Annotated in this window: 16 protein-coding genes and 1 other annotated feature; all 16 genes read right to left on the reverse strand. The window is 37.3% G+C overall.

The window, feature by feature from the left end:
- Positions 1-77: 77 nt before the first annotated feature.
- The 16 genes from rpmA to ACSBPO_RS16685 all read right to left on the reverse strand — a co-directional run bounded on the left by rpmA (position 78) and on the right by ACSBPO_RS16685 (position 12723).
- Positions 78-368, reverse strand: coding sequence for a 50S ribosomal protein L27 (gene rpmA / locus ACSBPO_RS16610; protein ID WP_442595221.1), 291 nt, complete (start codon positions 366-368; stop codon positions 78-80).
- Between the two features lie 12 nt (positions 369-380).
- Positions 381-710: a ribosomal-processing cysteine protease Prp gene (locus ACSBPO_RS16615; protein ID WP_442595223.1), complete on the reverse strand. Its 330-nt coding sequence runs from the start codon at positions 708-710 to the stop codon at positions 381-383.
- A 12-nt stretch (positions 711-722) separates the two neighbouring features.
- Positions 723-1031, reverse strand: coding sequence for a 50S ribosomal protein L21 (rplU, locus tag ACSBPO_RS16620; RefSeq protein WP_442595225.1), 309 nt, complete (start codon positions 1029-1031; stop codon positions 723-725).
- 13 nt (positions 1032-1044) lie between these two features.
- Positions 1045-1126, reverse strand: a sequence feature (ribosomal protein L21 leader region).
- 132 nt (positions 1127-1258) lie between these two features.
- Positions 1259-2716 carry an Rne/Rng family ribonuclease gene (locus tag ACSBPO_RS16625; protein ID WP_442595227.1) on the reverse strand — a complete coding sequence of 486 codons (1458 nt, stop codon included), beginning with the start codon at positions 2714-2716 and terminating at the stop codon, positions 1259-1261.
- A gap of 50 nt (positions 2717-2766) precedes the next feature.
- The gene (locus tag ACSBPO_RS16630) at positions 2767-3633 is read right to left on the reverse strand and encodes a M50 family metallopeptidase (RefSeq protein WP_442595229.1); all 867 of its coding nucleotides are present in this window, start codon (positions 3631-3633) and stop codon (positions 2767-2769) included.
- Positions 3626-4402, reverse strand: coding sequence for a peptidoglycan DD-metalloendopeptidase family protein (locus ACSBPO_RS16635; RefSeq protein WP_442595231.1), 777 nt, complete (start codon positions 4400-4402; stop codon positions 3626-3628). The genes ACSBPO_RS16630 and ACSBPO_RS16635 overlap by 8 nt, the downstream gene beginning before the upstream one ends.
- Positions 4403-4509: 107 nt before the next feature.
- Positions 4510-5313 carry a septum site-determining protein MinD gene (gene minD / locus ACSBPO_RS16640; RefSeq protein ID WP_442595233.1) on the reverse strand — a complete coding sequence of 268 codons (804 nt, stop codon included), beginning with the start codon at positions 5311-5313 and terminating at the stop codon, positions 4510-4512.
- A gap of 1 nt (position 5314) precedes the next feature.
- Entirely contained in the window at positions 5315-5995 is a 681-nt protein-coding gene (gene minC, locus ACSBPO_RS16645) for a septum site-determining protein MinC (protein WP_442595235.1), read from the reverse strand.
- A gap of 78 nt (positions 5996-6073) precedes the next feature.
- Positions 6074-6586 carry a rod shape-determining protein MreD gene (mreD, locus tag ACSBPO_RS16650; RefSeq protein WP_442595237.1) on the reverse strand — a complete coding sequence of 171 codons (513 nt, stop codon included), beginning with the start codon at positions 6584-6586 and terminating at the stop codon, positions 6074-6076.
- Positions 6583-7464 (reverse strand): rod shape-determining protein MreC, encoded by an 882-nt coding sequence (mreC, locus tag ACSBPO_RS16655; protein WP_442595239.1) that lies wholly within the window; start codon positions 7462-7464, stop codon positions 6583-6585. The genes mreD and mreC overlap by 4 nt, the downstream gene beginning before the upstream one ends.
- 20 nt (positions 7465-7484) lie before the next feature.
- Positions 7485-8507, reverse strand: coding sequence for a rod shape-determining protein (locus ACSBPO_RS16660; RefSeq protein WP_442595241.1), 1023 nt, complete (start codon positions 8505-8507; stop codon positions 7485-7487).
- Between the two features lie 136 nt (positions 8508-8643).
- Positions 8644-9339, reverse strand: coding sequence for a RadC family protein (radC, locus tag ACSBPO_RS16665; protein ID WP_442595243.1), 696 nt, complete (start codon positions 9337-9339; stop codon positions 8644-8646).
- 39 nt (positions 9340-9378) lie between these two features.
- Positions 9379-9951: a Maf family protein gene (locus ACSBPO_RS16670; RefSeq protein WP_442595245.1), complete on the reverse strand. Its 573-nt coding sequence runs from the start codon at positions 9949-9951 to the stop codon at positions 9379-9381.
- Positions 9952-10152: 201 nt separating this feature from the next.
- On the reverse strand, positions 10153-11220 hold the full coding sequence (locus ACSBPO_RS16675; protein ID WP_442595247.1) for a hypothetical protein: 1068 nt from the start codon (positions 11218-11220) through the stop codon (positions 10153-10155).
- Positions 11221-11333: 113 nt separating this feature from the next.
- The gene (gene pilO, locus ACSBPO_RS16680; RefSeq protein WP_442595249.1) at positions 11334-12098 is read right to left on the reverse strand and encodes a type 4a pilus biogenesis protein PilO; all 765 of its coding nucleotides are present in this window, start codon (positions 12096-12098) and stop codon (positions 11334-11336) included.
- 1 nt (position 12099) lies between these two features.
- A complete protein-coding gene (locus ACSBPO_RS16685) occupies positions 12100-12723 on the reverse strand; it encodes a PilN domain-containing protein (protein ID WP_442595252.1) in 624 nt (207 codons plus the stop codon).
- Position 12724: the final 1 nt, after the last annotated feature.

Below are 12724 nucleotides of genomic sequence, written 5' to 3' on the forward strand. Positions count from 1 at the left end.
ATATCAAAAAAGAAAACAAGCGTAACTAAAAAGCCAAAAAAAACTCTAACCCAATCAGGTTAGAGTTTTAAAAAAGCTTACGCTTCTTGTGCTACAGGATATACGCTAACTTGCTTACGGTCACGTCCTAAACGCTCGAACTTAACAACACCATCAACTTTCGCGAATAATGTGTCATCTCCACCACGTCCAACGTTTACACCTGGATAGATTTTAGTACCGCGTTGGCGATAAAGGATAGAACCACCAGATACAGTTTCACCGTCAGCTGCTTTTGCACCAAGGCGCTTCGCGATTGAATCACGACCGTTCTTTGTAGAACCTACCCCTTTTTTCGATGCGAAAAACTGAAGATCTAATCTTAACATTTGTTCCACCTCCTATAGGAAGTTAATTTTTATATGTTTTCCATAGTCTTTTTCGATCGTTTGCAATGAAACAATCATACCCTCTAATAAGAGTTGTACTTTCTTTTGTGTTTCTTCTGATAAATGATCTGGAATCACACAGCGAAGAAAGCCATCTTTCCCTTGTTCAATCTTTGGTTCTACACCAGTTAAGGCAATAACTGAATTAACAGCACCAAATGATACCGCAGAAGCACCTGCGCAAACAATATCTTGACCTCTATTAGCAAACTGGGCATGCCCACTTAATGAAAATGCTTGAATCAGACCGGATTCTAAACGATTGATCGTTACTTGAATCATCTGCTAATCCTCTTAAGCGTTGATTTTTTCAATAACAACTTTAGTATAAGGTTGACGATGACCTTGCTTTTTACGATAGTTTTTCTTCGCTTTGTATTTGAAAACAATGATCTTCTTTTGACGACCTTGCTTTTCAACTTTAGCAGTAACAGTAGCTCCAGCCACTACAGGGCTTCCAACTTTAACTGTTTCACCACCAACAAAAAGAACTTTGTCAAAAGTAACCGTTTCACCAGCTTCTACGTTAAGCTTTTCAATGTAGATTGCTTGTCCTTCTTCTACCTTGATTTGCTTACCACCAGTTTCGATAATTGCGTACATACTTGCACCTCCTCATTAGACTCAGACTCGCCATTTGCAGGCGTTTTGCACATAAGCAAAAGCTTAATACCTACTTTGAGCGGTTGTAGCACGGGTGCGCTACAAACATAACATTAAAATCCTATCATAATTACTAGGATAGTGTCAATATCGATTTTATTTTTAAAATACAAGATCTCTGTAAAAAAATAAAACTCTCTGCGGTAGAGAGAGTTTTTTTCAGAACTCTATTCAAGTCTTGTAATTTCATAAAAGGCAGCTGCTTTATCTACGATGGTAAAATGAATCTTAACTCCAATTGTATCTTCTAATCGTTCTTTATGAACGATATTTTCATCACTAAATAATCGATAAACGTCCTCTGTTGTAGTGATAAAAATACTTTCATAGTCACTTTGCCGATATTCCCAAAGCTCTCTTTCTAAGCGGAAAGCTATCGATTCAGAACTATAGACACGACCACTTCCATTACAAGTTGGACATTTCGTTAACAAGGTTTCTGATAAGGAAGGTTTTGTTTTTCTTCGTGTTAATTGGAGAATACCTAATTCAGTAAAGCCGATTATTTTGGGCTTTTTCGCATCTTTTATTAATTCATTCGTTAAAATGTTCACTACATTCTGACGTTCACTATCATATTTCATATCGATAAAATCGATCAAAATCATGCCACCTAGATCACGCAAGATGATTTGTCGGGCCACTTCCACCGCAGCATCAACATTCACTTGATTAACCGTATGCTGTCTGGATGATTTCCCTACGTATTTGCCTGAATTGACATCAATAGTGGTGAGCGCCTCGGTTTCATCAATCACAATATAGGAGCCATTATCCAGCCAGACCAGTCTTTTTATCGCCTTTTCTAATTCATGATTAAGACCTTTATCAGAGAAGATATTTTCTTTTCCTTTGTAGTAATTCAAAGAAATGTGTTCACTTTTTCCTTTTCGTTCCAAAGTTGTTTCTAATTTTTGTTTTAATCCTACATCATCAACCCATATTGCACCTGTATGAACATCATTGATATCGTTTGATAATTGAGCAAGAAATAAATCCTTTTCAAAAAGTAAACATGTTCCCTTTACAGAAAGTGCTGACTTTTCAAGCTGACGATACTCTGCACGCAATATGTTCAGCTCGCTATCTATTTCTTCTAATGATGCAGAGGCACTCGATGTACGAAAAATGATACCCTCGTGCTGCTCCATTAAGGTTTCTCCATACGCTTTTAATTCATTTCGGCGTTTTGGATCAGCCATTTTTTGTGAAGTCGCCACAAAGCCACCTTGAGGCATATAGATGATGTTTTCACCTTGAAATTCTACTATTCCTGTTAAACGAGGACCTTTTGTTCCCGTTGCATCCTTTTCAACTTGCACGAGGATTCGTTCGCCTTGATGAACATAGGAAGAAATCGTTTTTTGCTGTTTTGCTTCCATTGTTTCTTCGGAACGGAGATAGCTAACTAGTTTATCACGATGTAAAAAACCTTGCTTTTCTTCTCCAATCTCAACAAAAACGGCATGCATTCCAGGAAGAACTTTTGTTACGGTACCTAAGTATATATTACCAACCAACGATCGTTGCAAAGGTTGCTCAATGTATAATTTTGCTATTTTTTTGTTTTCCACCAATGCATAACGCTTTTCCGTTGTTGCATAGTTTACGATAATTTCTGCCAATTCAATTGCCTCACTTTTCCTCAGGAACTTTGTCTCCATTATAGCAAAGTTTAATAAATAAAAAGGAGGTCACTCATTTTGGCCGTTAATTGTTTTTCAGCAAAATAGGCATGCAAAAGTTCATTTTCATCTAGGGTACCTGATTCTTTCCCTTGATTTTGGATGACAATCAAATGTTTTCTACCTCGTTGAAACTGGCTTAACACATCCAGAATCCGCTCATTTTCCTCCACATTGATCGATTTCAACGTCCGGAACGTGTCTTTTTTTCCGTAATAACGCTCTAATAAAAAACGCATAAAGATAAAATGTTGTTGCTTCCACTCGTGATATAAAGAAAACAGGATAAAGCAAATGACAATCCAAACGTTAAGATTAAATGGTGAAATAAAAAGGACACAGACCATAAATATCAAAATACTTGCAACAGAAATCATTAGTGTATGATGATGCGCTTTCGGAAAGGCATTTTTTAAAGATAAAAGAAGGAAGATGATTTTCCCTCCATCAAGAGGCCAAATGGGCATTAAATTAAAAAATAGAACCATGAGATTGTATTGGATGAATAAGTCATATATTCCGAGAGGTAGAACATCTACACTCAAAAGCAGGTTTGCAAACCCCATCATCCAGATATGCTGTAAAGGACCTGCTATGGTCACAATTGCTTCCTCTTTAAGCGGACGATTTCCATGTTCGTCCATTTCAGCCACTCCACCGAAGGGCAGAAAAGCAATTCTTTTTATTCTCCACGAAAAAAAAGATGCAGCAACCGCATGGCCCATCTCATGAATAAAAATAATCAAAAGCAATAGGGACAATTCCATGAAATGAGCGGTTGCTACAGCTAAAAAGATCACAATCCACATTAACGGGTGGATATAAATTTTCTGAATAAGCGAAGTTACTTTATTCAAATTGTATCACCTGAATAGGATCGATAAAGTCATTTTCTTTTTTGACAGCTAGGTTGAAGGATGATTTCATTCCATCCGGTGAACTTGTTGCAAGTCCTAGCTTTGTTCCTTTTTCAATAAATGTCCATAAAGTAACATCAATGGTCGCTAAGTTTCCGTACCATGTTTCGGTATTGTCAGCATGTTGAATAATAACCGTTTTTCCAAAGCCTTCTTTTACACCAGCAAAACGAACAATGCCCTCATTTAATGCTTTCACAGTCGCATCCTTACCTGTTTCAATGACAATTCCCTGGCCGTTTTTAGCAAAGTCCTCAATGATTCGCCCTGAAGCAGGAAGAGCGTACTGAGGATCATTACCGGAATCTAGGGTTTTCTTACCTTTGTCTTCCATAAACGGTAATAACGCTAATGGTTTGCCAAACTGTTTTTCATACCAATTCGATACTGTTGCAAATTGAAAGTCATCTTCCATTGTGTTTTGAACTAAATGACGAGCTTGATTAAAGGTAGCACTTTCATTTTTAAAAAGAATGGCCACAATTAAGAACAAGCAGATCGCACCAAGAATTTTAAAAACAAATAATTCCTTATTAAATAAAGGATGATTCCCTTCATCTGGACCTGCCTCATAAGAGGAAATACGATCAAAACCATATCGTTCTTCATCCTGGGCCCAGAATAATGGTTTGTCTTTCATCGATGAAGTCCCGTGCATTTTCCTTCTTTTTGCCATTCTTTTTCGAATCTCATCAGCTCTTGATTGCATATTCCCACCCAACCCTTATGACATTTGTACAAGTCTATGAGTTGTCCTAAAAGGTTATGACTATATGGATGGATAAAAATAAAAAGACTAGGAATGGAATCCTAGTCTTAGCGTACACCAAAGAACTTTTTAATTTTTGTAAAAACTCCTTTAGTATCATTGTCTAGTGGCTCAAGCGGAATCGATTCGCCTAAAATTCGTCTTGCAATATTTCGATAAGAAATAGAGGCTTTACTATTTGGGTTTAAAGCAATCGGCTCCCCATGATTCGATGCTTTAATCACTTCATCGTCATCCGCTACAATCCCAATAAGCTCAATAGAAAGATGTGTGGTAATTTCATCTACATCCAGCATGTCACCATTTTTCATCATATGGTTACGAATACGGTTAATGATTAATTTAGGTGCTTCTACATTTTCTTCTTTTTCTAAAAGGCCGATAATCCGGTCTGCATCGCGAACTGCTGATACTTCTGGTGTTGTCACAACAATCGCTTTATCTGCACCTGCAACTGCATTTTTATATCCTTGTTCAATCCCCGCAGGGCAATCGATGACAACATAATCAAATTCCTGCTTTAATTCATCAACCAATTTTTTCATTTGTTCTGGATTAACGGCATTTTTATCTGTTGTTTGAGCAGCTGGTAATAAGTACAATAAATCTTCAAAACGCTTGTCCTTTACTAGCGCTTGGTGAATCTTACAACGTCCATCCACCACATCAACTAAATCATAAATAATGCGGTTTTCCAGTCCCATGACAACGTCTAGATTACGAAGACCGATATCTGTATCCACTAAACAAACACGCTTGCCTTGAAGGGCCAAGGCGGTTCCTAAATTAGCAGAAGTTGTGGTTTTACCGACACCGCCTTTTCCTGATGTAACTACAATTGCCTCTCCCACATTAGCGTCCCCCTTCGAATCTTGATAAATTTGGTCTTAAATGCATTAAAACTTGTAATCTATCAACATTAATTTGGTCATTATCATCTATATAGGCACATTCCATTTCGCGATTTTCTTCTTCAACACGCTGATCTGGAGCCCGATTAATAAATTGACTTATTCTTAATTGGGCAGGATTCATACTGGAGGCTGCAATAACCGCTTCATTATTCCCGTAACAACCAGCATGCGCAATTCCTCGGAGCGCGCCCATAATGAATATATTTCCACCAGCTATGACCGTACCTCCGGGATTTACATCCCCAATTAATAATAAATCACCTTCGACTTGTAATACTTGTCCAGAGCGAATAATTTTCGCAACCGTTACAATCTCTGATTTATTTTTCATTTGTTCGGCTTCTTGAATCGTAATGACATTCGTTTCAATCGAATCCACTACTAAGTTCTTTTTTTGACGAATTAAACTTTTAATTTCTTCTCTTTGTTCCTCATCTAAATAACGATTGCCAACCTTTACTTTAACAGTAATAAGCGGACGGTCATCTTGAGCACGATAACTGGCAGACAGTTTTTCGTCCAACTCTTTTTTTAACTCATCATACGAACAGGAATCATCGAGATGCAAAGTAAGTCCATCTTTTGTTCCTTTAATCATTACATTTTGCATTTTCTTCATTTCAGGATGTCACCTCAATGATAAAACAATTCGACAAAAGATTTAAAATTCCTTTTTTCCATTAGGATAAATGGGCATTTAACCTAATTGTTCATTCCATTTTTCAAATTGTTTTTTTAATGGATAAACCATTAATAAAAGAAAAATAAAATTTAAAACAACGGTTGGTAAAAGTCTTGTGTTTACAAAGGCAGGAAACGGTATGTTGGTAACATGAATGAGAAAGTTCATTTCATATACCACAATTTCTAACACAGAAATCCCCAATAAAACCACAAAAGTAGCAATAATCATGTTTGATTGCAAAATTTTCATCATTTTTGAAATCGCATAGGCTGTTAATGGGAACATAAAAAGATAAATCCCAATAATTTCGGTATAAACGATATCAAATAATAATCCATAAACAAGTGCAGACCAAATTCCATGCTTTTTACTGCCATAAATCGTAAACAATAAAATAGCAGCTATTAAAAAATGCGGAGCATACACCCAGTCCTTATGAAATAACCGAACTGGTAACAGCTCAACAAATAGACTTTCCAAAATAAAAAATAAAAAGAACAGGACAAAAGGAAGGAAACGGCTCACAGTTCCTCCTCCTCATCGTCGATCATCTCAGATACATCTGGTTGAACCATGGTACGATTTATGACAATGACATTCTCGATATCATAAAAATTGGCACCTGGTTTCACATAGGCTGTTAAGTTTAATCCATATTGATCTGGAACAACATCGACTACTTTCCCGATGACTAACCCTTCAGGAAACACTCCTCCAAGTCCGGATGTAATGACATTCTGTCCCTTTTTTATCTTAGCATTGTACGGAATCGTTTTGATTAATAACAAATCTTTCTGATCGTCATAGCCTTCAACTAAACCGAATACCTCTTTATCCGCCTGAATGATCGAGGAAATACGGTATTTAGGATCCATGGTACTCAGCAATTGAATGGTCGATGTAAATTGAGAAATACTCTTCACCTTACCAATTAAACCTTTGGCGGTAATAACCGGCATATTTTCTTTAATTCCATCCACTTTACCTTTGTTAATAATAATCATTTCATGCCAATGATCTGGATTACGGCCAATAACCGTTGCCTGAATGGGGTCATAATCTCTTAATGTTTCTTTTTTATCTAAAATATCTCGTAGTTCTTTGTTTTCTTTATCAAGCAAATGAACTTGCGCTTCTAAACTAGCTAATTTATCTAAACGTTTTTTTAGCTCTTTATTTTCGTTATATGTAATTCGCAAATCCTTAACGTTCTCGAAAAAACCGGCAACAAAATGGGTCGGTCTAGAAACAATAGATTGAACCCAGCCAGTTGAGTCTTTAACAAATCTCTCTGGCCAGGTTAATTGTTCACGGTCCCGCAATGAAAAGCCGATTAATGCCACGAGAATAATAATGCTGACAAGCAAAATAATCAGGCGTTTATTCAGAAAAAACTGTGGCATTACTTACACCTCAAATTTCATTATCGCGAATCTTTCGCTTTATTTTTAAATAAGTGAATATGTTCTAGCGCTTTACCTGTACCAATGGCTACACAATCTAATGGATTTTCAGCAATTAATACTGGCATCTTTGTTTCTTCGCTAATTATTTTATCAAGATTTCGAAGGAGAGCCCCTCCTCCAGTTAATACAATTCCACGGTCCATAATATCAGCTGCCAATTCAGGCGGTGTTTTTTCCAGTGTATTCTTCACCGCATCCACAATAGCATAAATCGTATCATGTAAGGCATTCGCAATTTCCAGTGCAGTTATCTCTAGTGTTTTTGGTAAACCAGTCAGTAAATCTCTACCTCTGATTTCCATATTTTCCATACCTTCAGGGTCACCGGCAGAGCCGATTTCCATTTTGATGGATTCCGCCGTACGATCACCGATTAAAAGGTTGTACGTTTTACGAATATAATTAATGATAGCATCATCCATCTCATCGCCAGCAATACGAATCGACTGGCTCGTTACAATTCCACCTAGAGAAATAATTGCCACCTCGGTTGTACCACCGCCGATATCAACGACCATACTACCCGTTGGTTCCCAAACAGGTAGATTAGCACCAATTGCTGCTGCAAACGGCTCTTCAATAGTATAAGCATCTCTTGCGCCAGCTTGTCTAGTCGCATCGATGACAGCTCTTTCTTCAACGGCTGTAATTCCAGACGGTACACAAACCATGACGTAAGGCTTTCTGGCAAAGAAGCCTTTTGTTTTAATGGCTTCCTGTATATAATATTTCATCATGATTGCAGTCGTTTCATAGTCAGCGATTACACCATCCTTCATCGGACGTAACGCCACTACATTTCCTGGTGTACGACCAATCATGTTTTTAGCATCATTACCAACTGCCACAATATGCTTTGTATCGGTTTGAAGGGCAACCACTGACGGTTCTCTTAAAACGACACCTTTTCCTTTAACAAAAACAAGCGTATTCGCTGTACCTAAATCTATTCCTAAGTCTCTAGTACCGATTCCAAACATCGTTGTATCTCCCTTTCTGATACGTTTCACGATTTTAAGATAAGGCTACTATCCATCACCATGGACAAAAAAACATTCATAAACCTTAAAAAATCATAAACAATATTATATCGTAACGTTTCGTAAAATCATAGTCCTATAAATACCCTTTTTCCTTTAAACTAACAAACTTGTTTTCCCCAATGATTAAATGGTCCAGCAATTCAATGCCAATTATTTTTCCAACCTCTACTAATCGTTTGGTCACTTCAATATCTTCTCTGCTAGGAGTTGGGTCCCCAGAAGGATGATTATGAACACAAATGACAGAAGCTGCAGATCTTTTTAAGGCTTCTTTATACACTTCGCGCGGATGAACAATCGAAGCGTTTAAGCTGCCGATAAAAATAGTTTGTTTGTGCATGACTTGATTTTTTGTATTCAAATAAAGACAAACAAAATGCTCCTGCGTTAAAAATCTCATATCATTCATGACATATTTGGCCCCATCTTCAGGTGAGCGAATGACGTACCTGTCATCATAGGCAAGATTAGATATCCTTCTGCCTAATTCCACTGCAGCAAGTACTTGGATCGCTTTTGCTTGGCCAATTCCTTTTATAGCTGTCATCTCTTCGAGGGTAGCTGCTTTTAATTGCCTTAACCCTTCAAAATGGGTAAGAAGACGATTGGAAAGCTGAAGAACAGACTCTTGGCTTGTTCCTGTTCGCAGCAACAGGGCAACAAGCTCGTGGTTAGATAAACTTTGTGGACCATTTGAGACAAATCGTTCCCTAGGTCTCTCATCCTGCGGAAAATCTCGTATCATAAGTGTTTGTGTTTCTGTTAGCATTTCATACTCCTCCCTAGTTAGGGAGTCAAAGGAAACGTCTTAAAACGTTATTGGATATCCAGCTTTTCTTAGTTCTCGTACCACTCTAGATATCGGAAGGCCGACAACATTAAAATAGTCACCTTGTATCTCTTTGACAAGGAAGCTACCCAGCTGTTGAATTCCATAAGCACCCGCTTTATCAAGCGGTTCCCCACTTGATACATACATGTTGATTTCCGTTTCGGTTAACTCCCAAAACGTTACCGTTGTTTTTTCAAAAAAGCGATAGGAATGTTGCGGTGAAACGATTGAGACACCGGTGTAGACATCATGGGTGTTCCCAGATAATTTTTGAAGCATGAGTGTTGCTTCTTGGTTATCTGCCGGCTTCCCAAGAATTTCTCCATTAAGAACCACAATCGTGTCTGCACCAAGTACATAGGCTGTCGGAAAATCCTTGGCAACCACTTTTGCTTTTCTTTCGGCGAGCTCCATGACTACTTCTTCTGGAGATAAATGTTCAGAAAAACTTTCGTCAACATCACTGCTAGAAATTTCAAATGAAAGTTGAATGTTTTCAAGAAGTTCTTTTCTGCGTGGAGATGATGAGGCTAATATGAGGCGTTCCAACAAAATCACCTTACCTTTTCTGTACCTTATTAGGGAGATACTCTTTTATCGTATCAAATATCGACAAGCATAACAATTTATATTCTGCATTCTTAGTTAAATTTTCGATTAGGAAAAAAATAAAGAAGCCTGTCGACTATTTAACAGGCTTCTTTAGATTGTCCCATTTCCCAGAAAATAATCGAAAAATGGCGAGTGATTTTAAAGACTAAAATAGGTTCCCATAAAGGTTAGAAGATGCTGCTGGGCATCGTTAAGAACAGATGCTTTTTGTTGTTGCTTATATTCCTCAAGCTTTGTGATCGCGCTTTCTAGCTGAACACGAAGTTCTTCTATTTTAGCTGATTTTATTTCTTGTTTATCCACATTAGCTATTAAGCTCTTTTGCTTAGCTAGTGTATCTTCATCAATTGTCATAGTAACCATGCCACCAGCAATTAAAGAAGCAAGTGATTGATAGATACCTGGTGCTCCATTTAGAAATGCCGCTTCACCTTGTGTCAATTCTTGCAAGTCTTTACCTGGTATAGGATAAGGCTTAGGGAATACATCCATTCCATTTGCTTTATAGGTGCTTCCAATAGCCTTCGCATTTTCAATCGTATCAGCAACCCCTAATACAAGAATTGCTTTACCATTGTCTTCAATGATTTGAGCAGGGATCCCTTTTTGTTGAAACTTTTGCGCTTCTATTTTTCCGGAATCAACACTAGAGAATACGCCTCCCTGAATGATAAAGGTCTCAATAGGTTGAAGCTGTAACTGTTGAAGTTCTGAAGTAGAGACAGGATCTTTCTTTTCAGTAGAGGTTTCCTCATCTACACTTATCGCTGGAGCTTCGACTTTCGCATCACTAATCACAAGCTTTAATACAAGAAAACCAAAGCTTGTCCCAATAATAATCGCCAAAAGAACTGAAGTGAATATAGACTTGAATGGTCCAACATTTTGTTTCTTTAACTGTTTTTTTAAGGTTGGAACATTACCTTTTTCTTTTGCTTTAGGTTTTGGCTGCTTCGCAATGATATACTCTTCTATTTCATCATTCGTTTCGGGAAGAATCCAATCGAAGCTTTCTTCTACTGCTTCACCCGCAGCAACTTCTGTTAAAGTATCCAATTCTATTGGTTCTACTGATTCTTTAGAATCTGCTGGAGTATTCATCACTCTATCAATTTGTTTATCCTCTTGGCTAGGATGATCAAGGACTTGTCGCTCGTTCCCATTTATTTTAATAGTAATAGTCCGATTGTTATTATGCTTATCCACTACGCTAGTCTCCTCTCTATCACGTCCAATTTGTTCCATCCTATCATATGGGTAAAAAAAAATAACAAGACTTTTGTCGTCTTGTTATTGAATGCTTTCGTCAAATTGTGGCGTTATTCGCCTTCTTCTTCGGTATTTAGATCAAATTGTTGCAGTGGATTACGCTTATTTGCCGGCTCCCCCGTCTCTATTTGCGGTAGCTCTTTTTGCAAATCTACTAATCCTGGCAGGTAATAGAGAGAAAGGGTTACCTGATAGATTAGTGGCACTTGCTCCTGCTGCAGATCGGTTATTTCAGGTTGACTAGAAAAGTTAATTGATTCAACCATGACAATTCTATCTAGATTTTCAACTGTATCCAAAAATTTTTCTAGCTCAAAATAGCTCGGTGATTTAATCGATAAATTCACTGGTATTTTTACAATTCCACTTGGCAGGGTTTCGGAGATTTCTGATTCTGCAGCATCCTCGGTAACCTCTGTCCCATCATTTCGTTGATACGTTAAACCTAATGCTTGATCCATCGTAGAATTTGTTTCGTCTTCCCCTTTAGAACCAAAGCTCATCGATTGGATTAGGCTATTAGATAAAATCTCTGCTTTTTCAAGATCCAAAATAAATTGATCCATCAATGGTTTAACAGGTAACCTTTGTTGTAAAAATTCTGTATTTTCTTCAATCGAACCCTTTAATCCGCTCTTCTGCTTTTGTACCGTTTCATATAACTTTTCATTTGCCTTTAATTGTTGCTGTCTGGAATCAACATCAGCCATTAAAGGCTGCAAATAATTGAAGTACAGCATGATAAACAATAAAGGTATAATAATGAAAATAAATAGAACCATCTTTTTTTCTTTTTTATTTAACTGGAGGGTCATGTTAAGAATCCCCTCCTTGTTCCGTTTTTTCCATGTTAATTAATTCTTTTACTTTTTCCCGTTCAAGGGTTATGTCAAAGGACCCGATGTATCGTGGAACATATTCTGTCTGAGGGACTTCTGTTTGTTCCGTATTGGTCTCATTATTACTTCCTAGATTTAAGCTTAATATATTTGCTTCCGCAATCCATTTGGAATCATTTAGCCATTTTAAAAAGTAAGCAGCTTCTCGGCTTGTATCGAATTGAACTGTTAATAACACTTTTCCATCTTCACTATAAGAATATTGCTGAATAAAGCCTCGTTCTGGTAATAAAGACGTGAGATGCTGTAAAACAGGCACCGATTTAATGGGATAGCTTTGAGCCCATTCTACTGCCTTTTTTAGTTCGACAACCGAATTGGTCGATTGAGCCATTTCTACTTGTTCTTGTTCCTGTCTTAAGCTTTCTGTTACCTGTTGATTTTTCAAGCTTAATTGTTGGGCTTGAGATTTTAGAACAAATCCGTAATAAAAAGTAAGGCTCGTCCCAATGATAAAAAGCACACTAAGTAGTGACAATATAATCGCTACACTAAAATTCTTCTTTTCCTTTTTCGGTAAAAGATTTATATCAATCAGCATA

This window comes from Neobacillus sp. D3-1R (genome assembly GCF_052180215.1).
Classification (GTDB): domain Bacteria; phylum Bacillota; class Bacilli; order Bacillales; family Cytobacillaceae; genus Pseudoneobacillus.

What these genes read in the sequence shown, in the direction of transcription:
- ACSBPO_RS16615 (WP_442595223.1), bottom strand. Translation starts at nt 710, where the DNA reads ATGATTCAAGTAACGATCAATCGTTTAGAATCCGGTCTGATTCAAGCA.
- minC (WP_442595235.1), bottom strand. Translation starts at nt 5,995, where the DNA reads ATGAAGAAAATGCAAAATGTAATGATTAAAGGAACAAAAGATGGACTT.
- radC (WP_442595243.1), bottom strand. Translation starts at nt 9,339, where the DNA reads ATGCTAACAGAAACACAAACACTTATGATACGAGATTTTCCGCAGGAT.
- pilO (WP_442595249.1), bottom strand. Translation starts at nt 12,098, where the DNA reads ATGACCCTCCAGTTAAATAAAAAAGAAAAAAAGATGGTTCTATTTATT.
- ACSBPO_RS16685 (WP_442595252.1), bottom strand. Translation starts at nt 12,723, where the DNA reads ATGCTGATTGATATAAATCTTTTACCGAAAAAGGAAAAGAAGAATTTT.
- mreC (WP_442595239.1), bottom strand. Translation starts at nt 7,464, where the DNA reads ATGCCACAGTTTTTTCTGAATAAACGCCTGATTATTTTGCTTGTCAGC.
- rpmA (WP_442595221.1), bottom strand. Translation starts at nt 368, where the DNA reads ATGTTAAGATTAGATCTTCAGTTTTTCGCATCGAAAAAAGGGGTAGGT.
- rplU (WP_442595225.1), bottom strand. Translation starts at nt 1,031, where the DNA reads ATGTACGCAATTATCGAAACTGGTGGTAAGCAAATCAAGGTAGAAGAA.
- ACSBPO_RS16660 (WP_442595241.1), bottom strand. Translation starts at nt 8,507, where the DNA reads ATGTTTGGAATCGGTACTAGAGACTTAGGAATAGATTTAGGTACAGCG.
- ACSBPO_RS16635 (WP_442595231.1), bottom strand. Translation starts at nt 4,402, where the DNA reads ATGCAATCAAGAGCTGATGAGATTCGAAAAAGAATGGCAAAAAGAAGG.